Below are 13,583 nucleotides of genomic sequence, written 5' to 3'. Positions count from 1 at the left end.
CTATTCCTCTGCTGTTCCGCTCACATTCAGAAATGTTACTTTAATAATGCCTTCCAGATTTTCCAGCCAGGAAATTGCCTGATCCGGAATAATCTGATCCGTCTCGATCACCATAACGGCATAGCCGCCCCTCTTATCTCTGAAGAGCTGCATGGTTGCAATGTTGATCTCCTTCTGACTCAGGATATTCGCCACCTGAGCCACATGTCCCGGCTGATCTACATTATGTACGATCAGAGTATTACTCTCCGCGTTAAAATTCACCTCAATGTCATCCAGCTTGCTGACTTTAATTCTTCCGCCGCCAATGGAACATGCCTGTATCTTCAGACTGTCTACTCCATCTGCTTCCAAAGTCATCTGAACTGTGTTTGGATGAGCTCCCCTGATCTCCTTTTTCTGAATGGTAAAATCCATCCCCCATTCTTTCGCAATTTCAAAACTATTTGGAATGCGCATATCGTCAGGCTTCATCCCCAAGAGTCCTGCTACAATGGCTCGGTCTGTACCATGTCCCTCTCCCGTCGCTGCAAAAGAACCGTGCAGATAGATCAATGCCTTTTTCGGCTGTTTCCCAAGAAGCTGTCTTCCTATCAGCCCAATTCTGACTGCCCCCGCAGTATGGGAGCTGGATGGTCCTACCATTACCGGACCAAGAATGTCGAAAATACTTGCCATTTTTTACCTTTCCTTTCTACTCTACAGTATTTACTGCCCGCCCCACCGGGCCACGTCACGGGAATCTGCCATCCTCCGACCGGCATGACAGATGGGAGGCCCGTGCTTCCTCCGTCTGTAGTTGCTTTTATGTCTCATAAGCTAAGTTAAATTTATTATACCATATAGCGACTTTAGAAACCTCATAAATATTTTTTAATTTTTTCAAAAAAACATTTGCAAATCTCTTCGTTATGTGATATGATACTTCTTGTCGAGCGGAGATGGCGGAATGGCAGACGCGCTAGATTCAGGTTCTAGTGGGAGCAATCCTGTGAGGGTTCAAGTCCCTTTCTCCGCATGGATTTAGAAGAGCGGAAATCCTTTATTTTTCAAGGGTTTCTGTTCTTTTTTTATTATTTTTACGCCGGTAAGATTTGATTACCTTTGATTACCTTTTAATAGAAAAAAATTTCCTATTAAACCAAAAATAACAAAAGCCAGCAACTCCACGAAGTTGCCGGCTGTCTACTCTTTCACTATACGTAATAATAATGCCTTGCTATCTACAAGCATATGCCTTTGTAGATTAATCGCCAAACTCGCTATTTCTTTACGAAGTCCTTTTAAATAAACTGCCGGCTGCTCCGGGCGATTTTTTCTCGTACGCAACATACTCTGTATTTCTGACAATATCATCCTCTGCCAGCGGTTCAATAACAACACGATATTTATACATTCTGATATTTTTTCTCCAATTCATCAAAGACTTCGTTAAAGTCCCTTCCCTTTCCCGCTCTCGCATCTTCCAAGCTATCTAAAACCATCTGGCGGACAATCTTCTGATTTTCTTCCAGTTCTTTTTCATAAGCCAACACTTCTGCCGATGTCATAATAACAACTCCTTTCGTAAAAAGTTGATTACTTCTGTGATTTCATTATATCCGATCACTTCATAAAATTCTATGATTATATTCCTTAATTTTTCCCAAATGAACAGCTATTCACCAACGGTTTCCTCTTTGCATACAATATAGGGACTTATAAATATAAAGGAGAACTTCATTATGAGTATGCCAAAAATTGAATGCGAGCACATCGACAAATGCTGTGCCGCCTCTTCTCTTATCCAGTCCATTGCGCTGGAAGAAACTGCTATTTCCCACATTCTGAATGCGGAGGGAGAAAAACTTCAGAAAGCCGTTTCCATCAGCTGCGATTTAAAAGATCTGATCGCCATTAACAAATCCGTTGAAGATATGGTCGATAAAATCACTACTCTTGAGACAATCTTAAAGTCAAAATTAGATTTCATAAAACCGATTTTGGCCGACTGTGAAAAACCTCATGATGATAAAGAGGAACCTGCTCCGGCAGCTTAATACAGCCCCTCCTTTTTAAAGAGCAAGAGACAGACTTCCGGAAAATCCGGGAGTCTGTCTCTTGCTTTTACACCCTTCCGGATGTTATCATGGTCAGGGAGTACCGGCATGTATGCGAGGCAGAGAATGCTATTGTTGTATTCCCTTTCGTAGAAAGAAGTTTTCAGGAGGTACAAAATGATCATTGAAAAAAATCCAAAAGAACTGGCTGCAATGGAAGAATTTCACAAGGGCAACCGTAAAGAAGGACTTCGGCTCCAGGAAGAATTTGCCGCTAAGTTTCGCGAAGAATATAAGGACAAGGATCACTGTCCCTGTCAAAAAGCCTGTAAATATCATGGAAACTGTAAAGAATGCGTGGCAATCCACAGAGCGCACCAGGAACATGTACCGAACTGTATGAGAGCCATGATAAATAATAAACTGAAAGTTCTGTCAGAATTGACGGAGCATACTTTCTGCCCGTAACAAACTGCCCGGATCATCTTTATTTTTTCAGACAAGGAGGAACCCATATGCCATTTATAAATACGAAAACAACTTTACCACTGGATGTTTCCAAAAAGGAAACTCTCTCTGACGGCCTCGCACAGATTGCAAAGGACTGTCTTGGAAAATCCGAAAACTGGCTGATGACCGGATTTGAAGAAAAAGCTGACATCTATTTCCGCAAAAACTGGACAGCCGCCGCCTACATCGAAGTAAAATTGTGCGGTCATGCCGATTCTGCTGCATTTTCACAGATGACAGAAAAGATCTGCTCCCTCTATGAGAAGGAGCTTGGACTTCCGGGTGAACGCATCTATGTATCTTATTTCCCCACACCGGACTGGGGATGGAATGGGAAAAACTTCTGATTTCCACTTACCATCTATTACCGGCCAAGAATTTTTTCTTTTATCTTTTCCTCCAGATTCATGCGGAAATAAGGAATATCATGTTCCCGCATACTCACTGCGGCAAGAAGGGAGAAGGATCCTTTCTGAATGCCGCAGAGTCTGGCAGGAAGATTCTGTTTTAGCTCCACATATTGAATCTTGTCATATCTTACCGCAACCAGAGTCTTTCCGAAAAATCCATCGGCAGTTCTCAAAACCCGCTCATCCACAGCAATTCCCGCTGTCAGATAATCCATAAGAACCAAAACAGGAACAAAAATTCCGGCAAATACGGCAACTGCCACTACGATCATCCGGTATTCTTCCAGAAATGCAACCACTCCCATCGCTGTCAATATCAATACTGCCTCGTATATGACAAGAGGAATTGCTCTGACGGCCAGGGCAAGCGCGGGCTGCCTTGTCACCTTTGCATCGACCACGCCTGCAAATTCCGGCAACAGTTTTTCTAGTTTCTCTTCTACATCTTTTTTCTTACCATAAAGGATAAAGAAGGAGTTTTTTTCCGACTTATCATCCCCCATACCTACATTGATCAATTCTGCCATACACATTCCCATTGCCCGTGCGATCAATGTCTGGCGGATTTTCAATGCCTGTATTTTATCAACAGGAATGGTGTATTCCACCTTCTTCAGGACTCCATACCGGATATAGAGTTCGTCTTTTCTTCTTTTAACGCCAAAATCAAAGTAACGGATGAAATCTTTTACTATGTCCCATATGGCAGACAAAATAAAAGAAAATGCTGCAAGGATTCCTACAATACTGCTTATGGCAGTCTTCAGAACTTCTCCTTCTTCTGTAAGGCGTGACAAAACTTCTATCAGTCCGCCCACCCCCACAACTACAACTACAAGAGAGAGTACTGTAATTGAGCAGAACCCATGCCGCAGTATATCTGCAGTGGAAGCTGTCACATCAAACGTTTGCCTGCCGTGATCATCGACAGCAGAAAGTCCTTCTTCAGCCGCCTCCCCTTTTGCTTCCTTAAGGAGGGCCGCAACTGTACGGCGAAACGCCTCTGCATCCGCCTTTTTCAAAACGATCTTCACATCCGTCTGATCCGCCGTAGACAGACTGCTTGTATCGATCTTAATTTTGCAGGTTCCCATGATCATCTCAAATAAATTCTGCTCTGTATTAATATTGGAAATATTTTTTATACCGATGGTATTTACCTTCTGATTCACCGTATTTCTCTCGATCACGATCGTCTGTCCGTCTATATAGATCCATGTCTTTGACCATGTCCATATTTGCTTTACCGCCGCCGCAATAAAAAGCAGAAGGATTCCTCCTACGATCATCAGACCTCGTCCGGCTTCTGCAAAGGAAAAATCAACCTCCATCAGCTCATCTGCATTCTGGATCAGGATTCCGAACGCAACTGCGGCCAGCGCCGCAAATCCGCCACCGATCTGTTCTGCCACGATTGAAATATGATTTCTGATCTTCTTATTCTTCTCCATTTTCCCTTCTCTGCTCCACTACAATCTCATTGATCCTTCTGCGCAGGCTCTCTGCAATCTGCTCTGCCTTCTTTTCATCCAGAAAAGAAATCGTCACATCTCCGCCGGCAGTCGTCACTACTACCTTTGCCACTTTAAAAATCTGATCGATCGGCCCTTTTGCGGTTTCCAGTTTGTGCAGCCTTTCAATCGGTACAATATGCCTCTTTACAAACAGATACCCTTCCTGAATGTCAATACATTCTTCATTAATGCTATAGCGATATCTGTGATAACGGAAAACAGGACTGATCAGAGCGTCGATACCGATCAGAATCAGGAGCGCCAATGAAATCCATTTCCCGATCTCAATATCTTTTGGAAAAATCCAGAAATAATTTACTGCTCCCAGAATCGCTATTACGACAACGGCTGTAAGGATACCCGCCGTGTACATACAGTAAAGCGCATTTTTCGATAATTTTTCGTATTTCATTTTCCCTCCTCCTTATGTACTTTTATACTATCTCAATAATACAATTAAGTCAATTGATATCTTTTTCATTTTGTAATCTTAAGAAAATTGTAAAAAATATGAATAAAATTTCTTGCTCCTTTCTGCTATACTAACTTCAGTGTTCAGGAGAACCATTTGGCACACAGGAGGATTTATTATGGAACAGTACTGCATTTTAGTCGTTGACGACGACCGGGAGATCGTTCGCTCTCTTGGGAAACTTCTTGAGCGGGAGGGCTATGGGGTCAAAAAAGCTTATGACGGCAAAGAAGCCCTGGATCTTCTTTTGTCTGAGACCATTCATCTTATCATCCTGGATGTCATGATGCCTCAGCTTAACGGCCTGTCCGCTCTCATGAAAATACGGGAAAAGAACAACATTCCAGTCATTATGCTGTCGGCCCGAACAGAGGAAAGCGACAAAGTGATCGGCCTGTCCATGGGTGCGGATGACTATGTAACAAAACCATATAATACGGCAGAACTTATGGCGAGGATCCGCTCACAGCTTAGGCGGTATTTTTCTCTTGGATCAGCTCTTTCGCAAAATGATGGCGACACACTGAAAAACGGCAGTCTGCTCCTTGACCGCAATACAAAACAGGTAACTGTGGACGGCGCTTTGGTAAAACTGACTGCCACAGAATTTAAAATCCTGGAGCTTTTAATGGAGCATCCCGGCTATGTCTTTTCCGCTGAACAGATTTACAGCCGTGTATGGAAGGAAGACGCCTATGCCGGGGAAAAAACAGTCATGGTACATATTCGCAGAATCCGGGAAAAAATCGAAATCGATCCGAAAAATCCAAAATATTTAAAGGTGGTGTGGGGAATTGGTTACAAAATTGAAAAAGATACCTAGACGTACAAAAATCGTATTCTTTGCGTGGCTGCTTAGCGGCTGCATCCTGGCCGGAATCGCCGGGATGAGTCTCTCTTACTTATGGAACGCCTATTATTTCTACAATTCTATGGGACACATGTTTCGTCTGCTCCTTGGCGGGCTGGCAGGTATTGCTGTGCTTATCTACCTTGTTTTTCTCTTTTACCGTCCTTCCTCCTGGAAAAATATAAAGCCGTTGTCTCTGGATCATATCCATCTGGAACTGCTGGCGGCTTTTACCGGCTTCACCGGCTTCCTCTGGCTTCACTCGCTATATATCTGTATGAGAGACAGCCTGCTGTTTGGTTACTTTTTCATTGGTACAGGCGCTGTGCCCATTGTATCTATTCTCTTTTTTCTTCCGCTGGCACTTTTGTTCCTTGGCGAATGTCTGCTTGTGATGCGGCGCTTCCTTCTTGGCAGTGTAAAACAAACTTCACTATTATATGGGATGGCAGAAAAATGGCGGGAAGCTACCCCTCTGGAGAAACGCCTTGCAAGGAAAAATCTGTGGCCGTTTCTCTTCATCCTCGCGGGAGTCGGATGCTGTATCTGGGTGTCTTTTGATGCGGTCGGTTCTGTGTACTTTCTGTTCATCATAGCAGGATCCGCTATTATATTGGTTGCCGCCGCCAAAGGACTGATCCACAACCGCATTTACAAAGACCTGGGACGTCTGATCCAGCAGATCAATGAAATGGCGAAAGGAGATCTGAATACTTCTGTTTCCTTTCCGGAAAATTCAGAACTTTATCCGGCGTCACAATCTCTTCTGGCAATCCGTTCCAACCTGAAATCCATTCTGGAAAAGCAAATGAAATCTGAGCGGATGAAAATAGAACTGATCACCAATGTATCCCATGATCTCAAAACGCCTCTCACATCCATGATCGGCTATGTGGAACTTTTAAAAACAGAGCCGCTAAGCGACGAGGCGAGGGACTATGTGGAAATTCTGGCCGACAAACAGGAGCATCTGAAACGGATGATTCAGGACATTTTTGATCTGTCAAAATCCACAAGCGGCACAGCGGAATTTGAACTGGAAGAGCTGGATATGAAAAAACTCCTGGAACAAACTCTTGGAGATATGGAAGATGCCATTCAGAAAAGCGGCATGGTCATCCGGGAAAATATCGCCGAAACGCCTCTGAAATTTATCGGAGATGGGAAAAAGCTGTACCGCGTACTGCAGAATCTCCTGGACAACGCTCTGAAATATTCCATGAAAGGAACCCGCATTTTCGTTTCTGCTGAAAAAAAAGAACAGAAAGTGATCGTAACGATTAAAAACACCGCCTCTTATGAGATGGCTTTTACTCCTGAAGAGATCATGGAACGATTTTCACGGGGGGACAAGTCCAGAAATACAGAAGGACACGGCCTGGGACTTGCCATAGCCGAAAGCTTCGTTAAAAATATGGGAGGCGAGCTGACCGTCCATATAGACGGAGATCAATTCAAAACATCTCTCTGTTTCGATCTGCTGGGAGTCTCTTCCGAAGAAATATAACATGTATAGAAAAGCTGCTGTCTGGATCCCGATCTCCCAGACAGCAGCTTTTAATTCTCATAAAAAACACCAAAACAAAAAACGAAAACAATTAAAAATATGTGAATCAGCCGGCACTTTCTAACCATTCACTTTTTCAAGCGCAAGCGATAAAACTATCCTCCTTCCATTCTTCTTTCTCCTACTATCAAGTATAGTAACATTCTCTGACAAATGCCAATTGTTTTTCCACATATATTTATAGACAAATTCTATAACCCTTCTTTTCCATATCCTGTATAATATACATAAACAGAAATTGGAGGAACTTTATGTACATTCCAATATTTCACCAAAAGAAGCAGCGCCCGCTGCCACATTTGTTCTGCCGGAAATGGATATGAGAAAGATCCGGCAAATCCTTCTCAAGTAAAAGGGAGCAGGTAAAACCTGCCCCTTTACTGTTTCGCCCATCCGGCTTCTATTTTCTTCTCCAGTTCTTCCAGAGTTCTTAAACCTCCCAGTGCATCGTAGGCTTCCACACAGCTTGCCCCTTCCGCCGCCGCCAGATGAAGGCAGGTCTCTATGGAGCGCCCGTCCATAACCGCTTTTAAAAACGCCGCAATACATGTATCTCCAGCCCCTGTTCCGGAACGAACGATTTCCGGCTTATAACTTCTCTCAAAAATCCCGATCTTGCCATTCTGAAAATACAGCCCGGCAGCTCCGCATTTGATCAGCAGATTTCCGGTTCCCATTTCCAGGACTTTCTCCGCCAGGGGAGCAACGTCTTTTTCAATATCCAGCACAGTGGTAATATCCTGACTGCCGGCTCTCTTCTGCCATTCCTCGTATCTCTTCTTATCGACCATGGCGCAGAGTTCTTCCACACTCGGAACAAAATAGTCCACATAGGGCAGCACGTTCCGAAGGATCTTCTCCCAGTCGGCTTTTCCCGCCTCGCTGTCCTCATCTACAAACGCCATATCAAGAGATGTAATCGTTCCCGTCTCTTTTATCCGCCGGAACATCTCGATCAATTCTCGTCCATCCTCTGCATAGGTACGCTTCATAAGAGGAGGATACCCAAAATGGAAAAGGTCTGCCTCAGCAATTTTTCCAAAATCCAGATCCTCCAGCGAAAAGGTATCATTCGCTCCCGGATTATGCAGAAAAATCCGATCTGTTCCCGGAGGCGCGATGGCTATTGTATAAGACGTACTGCTGTCCTTTGATACAATAAGTCCCTTCTCCGCATTATACTTCTGAAAACGGCTGTACACGATCTGTCCCAGCTCATCTTTTCCGATTTTTCCCATCAGCTCTACATCAGCGCCCAAAAACTTTAAAGCCAGTCCGGTGTTTGCCACAACACCGCCTGTACTTAGGGTAATATCCTTCATCTGTGTCAGCTTGCCCGGAACCATGATCTTTTGAAGCGGCAGGACTTTTTCTGCCGAAAACACCGGAGTGATATCCAGACAGACATGTCCCGCAACAATGATCTTTGCCATATCCTCTGCTCCTTTCCCTTACGTTTTCCAAACAGACGCATATGCTTTTATCTAAGCTCTGTTCACGCTTCCGAACACCTTCATTTTCTTCATGGTCTCCTGCTTCACTGCCTCGATCACCTGATTCTGTATATTCGTCTGCCCCAGTCCTTCCCTGTAATTTTCATAAGCAGCCTTTGCGGCGATACAGTTGATATCCGTGAAAATATTAATCTTCGTAATTCCGTTTGCCACACAGTTTCTGAAATCGTCATCGGAAAGCCCGCTTCCCCCGTGCAGCACTAAAGGAGTTTCTATTGTACGGGATATTTCCGCAAGCCTTCCGATATCGAGTCTGGGCTTTTCCTTATACGCTCCGTGAGCCGTTCCAATAGCCACTGCCAGCGCATCCACATTTGTCCGCTTGGCAAAATCCTTTGCCTGCTCCGGCTGGGTATAAATGCTGTCATCTTCTGCATCTGTTTTTCCCAGATTTCCCTCATTGGCTCCTACATGCCCCAATTCTGCTTCTACTGATGCACCAAAGGTTTCTGCTGTTTTCACCATATCCGCCACACGTTTTACATTATTCTCATAGGTATCTGTAGAACAGTCATACATGACAGAGGTATACCCCAGCTTCAGCGCCTCCATAATCCTCTGCTCGGTTACTCCGTGGTCGAAATGCAGCACGACCGGAACAGAAGCTTTCTTCGCCATGGGAACCATAAAATACGCCAGCTCTTCCAGTTCCGCATAAGGAAGAAGTACCTCTGCCGTTCCGATAATAACCGGTGAGCTCAGCTCCTCCGCAGCCTGTATCACCCCTTTTGTCATTTCCAGATTCACTGTATTAAAGAGTCCCACACCGTACTTTTTTTCCTTCGCATCCTTTAAAACCTCCCGTAATGTGACAAGCATACCATTTCCTCCTTATTTCCACTTTTGTTATATTGATTCATAAATCTAATTTACAAATCTACTTCTTCCAGTGTAGCGGAAAGACAGGGGAAAGTCAAAACATATTCCGGATTTTCTTCCGGGTTTCCTGCTCTTTTTTACCCTTTGCTCTTCCCGCACCAGTCACGCACAGCAAAGAGGAAAAATACCACCGTTTCCACTGCGGCCGCTCCCACCATAACAAAGGGAATCCATACCGCCATATCGCCGGCAAAGACAAATTTTGTGTCCAGGAGCGCATAGGTCAGGCTGTTATTAAGTCCCACTCCGGAGGAAGGAAGAAGACAGCGCAGCCAGTTTCCCACATTTCCATTTGCCATGATATAGAGCAGAAGCGGAAGGAAAAGAAACACCAGAGCCAGGATGGATGAAGAAAATATTTTTTTCATTCTCCCGGATAAAAACAGAGTAAAGCATATGGTTGCCAGAAGGCTGATATATCCTCCCAAAATGATCAGAATCTGCAGCTCCCATATATTCACGGGCAGAAAGACAGCCACAGACAGAAGCGCCTGCACAGAAGTCTTCAGACTCTCCCATCCAAATGCCGTGTCCATGATCAAAAGGAAAATACCAGTGCAGAGAAAATATTCTACTGTCACGATCAAAAGGGCTGCCAGTATTCTGTTTACTGCAAGTTTCCTTCGCCCGTGTCTGGTACATTTTATGATCTGCTCCGCCTGGGTCTGATAATCACCGGAAAATGCAGGTGCTACCAGGATCGTCCCCAGTATGACAAGTAAAAACACAATAAGCACTGTATAATCCACCGCATTGGAGGAAATACCCGACTCATAATAAAACGGCCGGTCTATCTGTTCATAGAGTGTTTTCGCCTGACTTACCGCCGCATCCACTTTCTTTCCGGTACCGTTTTCCAGATAGAGAAGATCGGACAAATGCTGGTCTATCTGCTGATAAAATCCATCTGCATGTTCCTCTGTCAATTCTTCTCTGGAAAGAGCCATTCCTGTCTCCGGTTCTGCATAGGCTTCCGACATTCTCGTCAAGATCCACTCATAGGGATAGACATCCTGGAAATAATCGCTCCCACTTACCCGGTCGTCATAAATCCCGTCAGGAAGCCCTCCCTCATACCGGTTTTCAAATGAATGCCACCGGTCGATGGATTCTGCAAGCTTTTCTTCGGTGATCTCTCCGTGGAACTGCCCCTGATTTTCTCTTTGCATTCGGATGGCTTCCAGTCCTTCAACCGTCACTTCCTGCCCGTCTTCATCCGTATAAATATAGCTTTCAAATGAAATCGGAAAATACGCCAGCGCCACCGCAAAAAGCAGACCCAAAAGCAGCGTGATCTGTACGGACCTTGTCTTTAAAAATCGTTTCAGCTCTGCTGTAAAAATACGCATCTATTCCACCTCCTCTTCCGGGAAGAGCCACAAATACAAGTCCTCCAGCTTTGGAGCACATTCTTTTGTTCCTTCTATCACAGGCTTCTTTGCCAGGTAACGGATAGAAACCATATTTTCTTCTTCCCCCCGGATATTTACAATACGCAGATTTTTTTCATACTTATGAAGATCATATTCCGGAATACAGGCTGACCACACTTTATGCTCCACCTGCTTAAGAAGTTCTTTTGGCGTTCCGGCCGCCACAATTTTTCCTTCTTTCATAATCGCCGTACTCGCCGCAATATACTCAATGTCCGGAACAATGTGAGTAGATATCAGCACAATGCGGTCTGTGGCAAATTCCGACAGAAGATTGCGTAATTTGATCCGCTCTCCCGGATCAAGTCCGCTGGTCGGCTCATCCAGGATCAACACTTCCGGATCGTTTAAAAGAGCCTGTGCGATTCCCACCCTCCTCTTCATTCCTCCGGACAGCTGGCGGATCTTCTTTTTCCTTACATCTGCCAGGGAAAATGTCTGCAGCAGACCTTCTATCCGTTTTGCGGCTGTTTTCCTGCTGATCCCTTTTAACGCCGCCATATAATCCAGATAATCCTGCACATGAAATTCCGGATAAAAGCCAAATTCCTGGGGCAGATAACCGAAAATACTGCGGTAGCTTCCTCCCAGTACATCAATAGAAACATTGTCGTATTCCACCGTTCCCGACGAAGGCTTTATCAGACCTGCCACCATGCGCATAAGGGTTGTCTTTCCGGCTCCGTTTGCTCCAAGAAGCCCCCATATGCCCGGAGTCAGCGTCCAGTTCACGCGATCCACTGCCCTTTTATCTTTAAATTCTTTCGTCAGATCTTTTATACAAAGTTCCATTCCATCTCTTCCCCTTCCTGTTCAAAATAAAATTGAGTTTTCTTTAATTTCCAGATCTCAAGAAGGCAGGCCAAAAGCGAAAGAGCGCACAGCACCCATATAACCGCCGACAGGCTGCCGCTTCCGTCATATCCCCAGACTTTGCGCCATATAAGAAACGCTCCTGCCACAAGAATCAGCGATATGGTACTTCCCCATACAAGGTGTTCCCTTTTCTGAAGCATGAAATAGAAAACACAGGCAACAGAGAGCAGAAATGGCAGGATGAGATAAGCTGCCAGCTCATTAAAACAAACGATATTTCTGACAAAAACGAATCCTCCAATAGACGCCGCCATAATCCCGGCACTCCCCATACACACAACAATTCTTGCCATCATCAGGCGGGACAGTGAAAAATAAGAAGACTCTTCCAGCTCCGCCATATTATGGCGAAAAGATCTGGCAAAGGCAGGAACGCTGCTCCACGCCGCCGCAACTGCTGAGACACATAAGATCAGTACTCCTTTGTTCTGGAGATATACCAGCCCCCGAGGCCCCTCTTCTGTCAGAGCTGTTACTACAATAAGCACAAAAATAAAAATAAGAAGCTGCAGTCCCAGGCTGAGCTTTCCCACACACCGCACCTGACTGGCAAGGAGCCTTAAAAATCCTGCATCGGGACCAAAGGAGCGTCTTATTTCCCACATATCTGCCGCCCGCCTGGCTGTCTGGTAAACGTGAGCACTGCACGGTACAGATTTTTCTTTCTCTTTTTGAAATTCCTGTTTTATTACATTTTTCACCATACGTCTATTCATTCATATTCCACCTTCTTTCTTCCATTTCTTTTTCCAGCAGTTTTAACGCTTTTCTAAGTCTTGACTGAACCGTTCGGAGCGGAAGGTTTAAAACCTGTCCGATTTCCCTAAGTTTCAGTTCCTGGGAAAACCTTAAAAATACAATTTCCCTAAGGTCGTCCGGCAGGCAGCTCAATAGAAGCAGGAAATCTTCTTTCTCCTCTTCCTCATCCAACCCTTTGTCCCGGTATGAGATTTCGGGCAAAAGACCGTTGCTTCTTGTTTTTCTGCACAGATCCACACAGGTATTGGCTGCCACCTGATATAAAAAGGCGCGGAACTTTCCCTTATGTCTGTAACGGTCCAGATAGCGGAACACTTTCAGAAAGGTTTCCTGCACAGCGTCCTCCGCCATCCCCGGATCAGGAACATGATATCTGCAGTAGACAAGGATTTCTCCATAATAAAGCTGTACCAGTTCTTCCACTGCATCACGGTTTCCACTTTTCAGTTGTTCAAAAATTTCATCTTCACGCGTCATAGTTTTCCCTTTGCTTTGAGGTAATAGAGTCTCTATATAATATACAACGGATCGAACGGGGGAAAATGATTAAAGGGGGAAGAAAATCTTTCGGATTTGTAAACGGCTGATTACGCCAGATTGGGAAAATGACCGGAATATTCCTGATATAGATAATCTGAAGACATTATGCCAGTTGTATGATATACTTTAGATAAACTTTTAAGTGAAGACTGGAGACGATATCAAATTAGTTTTACGTTTAAGACAGAACCGGAAACAATATATCAATGTGAAAGGTTGG

Annotated in this window: 16 protein-coding genes and 1 tRNA gene; 6 read left to right on the top strand and 11 right to left on the bottom strand. The window is 44.5% G+C overall.

Annotated features, from left to right (window positions below; genetic code table 11):
• Entirely contained in the window at positions 1–678 is a 678-nt protein-coding gene (gene sdaAB / locus EUBC25_RS09000; protein WP_230105159.1) for an L-serine ammonia-lyase, iron-sulfur-dependent subunit beta, read from the bottom strand.
• Positions 679–935: 257 nt separating this feature from the next.
• On the opposite strand from sdaAB, the gene EUBC25_RS08995 reads away from it, so the two are divergent.
• Positions 936–1,018: transfer RNA gene (locus EUBC25_RS08995), tRNA-Leu, on the top strand.
• Between the two features lie 252 nt (positions 1,019–1,270).
• Here EUBC25_RS08995 and EUBC25_RS14850 read toward each other — a convergent pair.
• Both EUBC25_RS14850 and EUBC25_RS08990 read right to left on the bottom strand, forming a co-directional pair.
• Complete coding sequence (locus tag EUBC25_RS14850; RefSeq protein ID WP_255682321.1) at positions 1,271–1,396, bottom strand: hypothetical protein; 126 nt, start codon at positions 1,394–1,396, stop codon at positions 1,271–1,273.
• Positions 1,389–1,550, bottom strand: coding sequence for a hypothetical protein (locus EUBC25_RS08990; RefSeq protein ID WP_230105158.1), 162 nt, complete (start codon positions 1,548–1,550; stop codon positions 1,389–1,391). The genes EUBC25_RS14850 and EUBC25_RS08990 overlap by 8 nt, the downstream gene beginning before the upstream one ends.
• 174 nt (positions 1,551–1,724) lie before the next feature.
• Between EUBC25_RS08990 and EUBC25_RS08985 the strand changes: the two genes are divergently transcribed.
• The 3 genes from EUBC25_RS08985 (at position 1,725) to EUBC25_RS08975 (ending at position 2,896) form a co-directional block, all read left to right on the top strand.
• On the top strand, positions 1,725–2,039 hold the full coding sequence (locus EUBC25_RS08985) for an alpha-helical endospore appendage domain-containing protein (protein WP_230105157.1): 315 nt from the start codon (positions 1,725–1,727) through the stop codon (positions 2,037–2,039).
• Positions 2,040–2,216: 177 nt separating this feature from the next.
• The gene (locus EUBC25_RS08980; RefSeq protein WP_230105156.1) at positions 2,217–2,507 is read left to right on the top strand and encodes an LPS biosynthesis protein; all 291 of its coding nucleotides are present in this window, start codon (positions 2,217–2,219) and stop codon (positions 2,505–2,507) included.
• 47 nt (positions 2,508–2,554) lie between these two features.
• Positions 2,555–2,896 (top strand): phenylpyruvate tautomerase MIF-related protein, encoded by a 342-nt coding sequence (locus EUBC25_RS08975; RefSeq protein WP_230105155.1) that lies wholly within the window; start codon positions 2,555–2,557, stop codon positions 2,894–2,896.
• A gap of 17 nt (positions 2,897–2,913) precedes the next feature.
• On the opposite strand, the gene EUBC25_RS08970 is transcribed toward EUBC25_RS08975, so the two are convergent.
• Together EUBC25_RS08970 and EUBC25_RS08965 are read right to left on the bottom strand one after the other, a co-directional pair.
• Positions 2,914–4,410 carry a PH domain-containing protein gene (locus EUBC25_RS08970; RefSeq protein ID WP_230105154.1) on the bottom strand — a complete coding sequence of 499 codons (1,497 nt, stop codon included), beginning with the start codon at positions 4,408–4,410 and terminating at the stop codon, positions 2,914–2,916.
• The gene (locus EUBC25_RS08965) at positions 4,397–4,885 is read right to left on the bottom strand and encodes a PH domain-containing protein (protein WP_230105153.1); all 489 of its coding nucleotides are present in this window, start codon (positions 4,883–4,885) and stop codon (positions 4,397–4,399) included. The genes EUBC25_RS08970 and EUBC25_RS08965 overlap by 14 nt, the downstream gene beginning before the upstream one ends.
• Positions 4,886–5,063: 178 nt before the next feature.
• On the opposite strand from EUBC25_RS08965, the gene EUBC25_RS08960 reads away from it, so the two are divergent.
• A complete protein-coding gene (locus tag EUBC25_RS08960) occupies positions 5,064–5,768 on the top strand; it encodes a response regulator transcription factor (RefSeq protein ID WP_230105152.1) in 705 nt (234 codons plus the stop codon).
• Positions 5,740–7,302: a sensor histidine kinase gene (locus EUBC25_RS08955; RefSeq protein ID WP_230105151.1), complete on the top strand. Its 1,563-nt coding sequence runs from the start codon at positions 5,740–5,742 to the stop codon at positions 7,300–7,302. The genes EUBC25_RS08960 and EUBC25_RS08955 overlap by 29 nt, the downstream gene beginning before the upstream one ends.
• Positions 7,303–7,739: 437 nt before the next feature.
• Here the strand turns inward: EUBC25_RS08955 and EUBC25_RS08950 are convergent, their stop codons facing one another.
• From EUBC25_RS08950 to EUBC25_RS08925, 6 genes are all read right to left on the bottom strand, one after another.
• Positions 7,740–8,795: a carbohydrate kinase family protein gene (locus tag EUBC25_RS08950; RefSeq protein ID WP_230105150.1), complete on the bottom strand. Its 1,056-nt coding sequence runs from the start codon at positions 8,793–8,795 to the stop codon at positions 7,740–7,742.
• 51 nt (positions 8,796–8,846) lie between these two features.
• Complete coding sequence (locus EUBC25_RS08945) at positions 8,847–9,695, bottom strand: class II fructose-bisphosphate aldolase (protein ID WP_230105149.1); 849 nt, start codon at positions 9,693–9,695, stop codon at positions 8,847–8,849.
• A gap of 137 nt (positions 9,696–9,832) precedes the next feature.
• Entirely contained in the window at positions 9,833–11,104 is a 1,272-nt protein-coding gene (locus EUBC25_RS08940; protein WP_230105148.1) for a hypothetical protein, read from the bottom strand.
• Positions 11,105–11,980, bottom strand: coding sequence for an ABC transporter ATP-binding protein (locus tag EUBC25_RS08935; protein ID WP_230105147.1), 876 nt, complete (start codon positions 11,978–11,980; stop codon positions 11,105–11,107).
• On the bottom strand, positions 11,965–12,780 hold the full coding sequence (locus tag EUBC25_RS08930; RefSeq protein WP_230105146.1) for a hypothetical protein: 816 nt from the start codon (positions 12,778–12,780) through the stop codon (positions 11,965–11,967). The genes EUBC25_RS08935 and EUBC25_RS08930 overlap by 16 nt, the downstream gene beginning before the upstream one ends.
• Positions 12,773–13,300: an RNA polymerase sigma factor gene (locus EUBC25_RS08925; protein ID WP_230105145.1), complete on the bottom strand. Its 528-nt coding sequence runs from the start codon at positions 13,298–13,300 to the stop codon at positions 12,773–12,775. Before EUBC25_RS08925 ends, EUBC25_RS08930 begins: the two co-directional genes overlap by 8 nt.
• Positions 13,301–13,583: the final 283 nt, after the last annotated feature.

This window comes from Claveliimonas bilis (assembly GCF_020892095.1).
Classification (GTDB): Bacteria; Bacillota; Clostridia; order Lachnospirales; family Lachnospiraceae; genus Claveliimonas; species Claveliimonas bilis.
Note: the sequence above shows the minus strand (reverse complement) of the source record. Positions and strands in the feature narration are given on the sequence as shown.

Excerpts from the sequence above, each read along its gene's own strand:
- EUBC25_RS08930 (WP_230105146.1), bottom strand. The coding sequence starts at position 12,780 with ATGAATAGACGTATGGTGAAAAATGTAATAAAACAGGAATTTCAAAAA.
- sdaAB (WP_230105159.1), bottom strand. The coding sequence starts at position 678 with ATGGCAAGTATTTTCGACATTCTTGGTCCGGTAATGGTAGGACCATCC.
- EUBC25_RS08980 (WP_230105156.1), top strand. The coding sequence starts at position 2,217 with ATGATCATTGAAAAAAATCCAAAAGAACTGGCTGCAATGGAAGAATTT.
- EUBC25_RS08945 (WP_230105149.1), bottom strand. The coding sequence starts at position 9,695 with ATGCTTGTCACATTACGGGAGGTTTTAAAGGATGCGAAGGAAAAAAAG.
- EUBC25_RS08970 (WP_230105154.1), bottom strand. The coding sequence starts at position 4,410 with ATGGAGAAGAATAAGAAGATCAGAAATCATATTTCAATCGTGGCAGAA.
- EUBC25_RS08960 (WP_230105152.1), top strand. The coding sequence starts at position 5,064 with ATGGAACAGTACTGCATTTTAGTCGTTGACGACGACCGGGAGATCGTT.
- EUBC25_RS08935 (WP_230105147.1), bottom strand. The coding sequence starts at position 11,980 with ATGGAACTTTGTATAAAAGATCTGACGAAAGAATTTAAAGATAAAAGG.
- EUBC25_RS08925 (WP_230105145.1), bottom strand. The coding sequence starts at position 13,300 with ATGACGCGTGAAGATGAAATTTTTGAACAACTGAAAAGTGGAAACCGT.
- EUBC25_RS08965 (WP_230105153.1), bottom strand. The coding sequence starts at position 4,885 with ATGAAATACGAAAAATTATCGAAAAATGCGCTTTACTGTATGTACACG.
- EUBC25_RS08975 (WP_230105155.1), top strand. The coding sequence starts at position 2,555 with ATGCCATTTATAAATACGAAAACAACTTTACCACTGGATGTTTCCAAA.
- EUBC25_RS08990 (WP_230105158.1), bottom strand. The coding sequence starts at position 1,550 with ATGACATCGGCAGAAGTGTTGGCTTATGAAAAAGAACTGGAAGAAAAT.
- EUBC25_RS14850 (WP_255682321.1), bottom strand. The coding sequence starts at position 1,396 with ATGTATAAATATCGTGTTGTTATTGAACCGCTGGCAGAGGATGATATT.
- EUBC25_RS08985 (WP_230105157.1), top strand. The coding sequence starts at position 1,725 with ATGAGTATGCCAAAAATTGAATGCGAGCACATCGACAAATGCTGTGCC.
- EUBC25_RS08950 (WP_230105150.1), bottom strand. The coding sequence starts at position 8,795 with ATGGCAAAGATCATTGTTGCGGGACATGTCTGTCTGGATATCACTCCG.
- EUBC25_RS08940 (WP_230105148.1), bottom strand. The coding sequence starts at position 11,104 with ATGCGTATTTTTACAGCAGAGCTGAAACGATTTTTAAAGACAAGGTCC.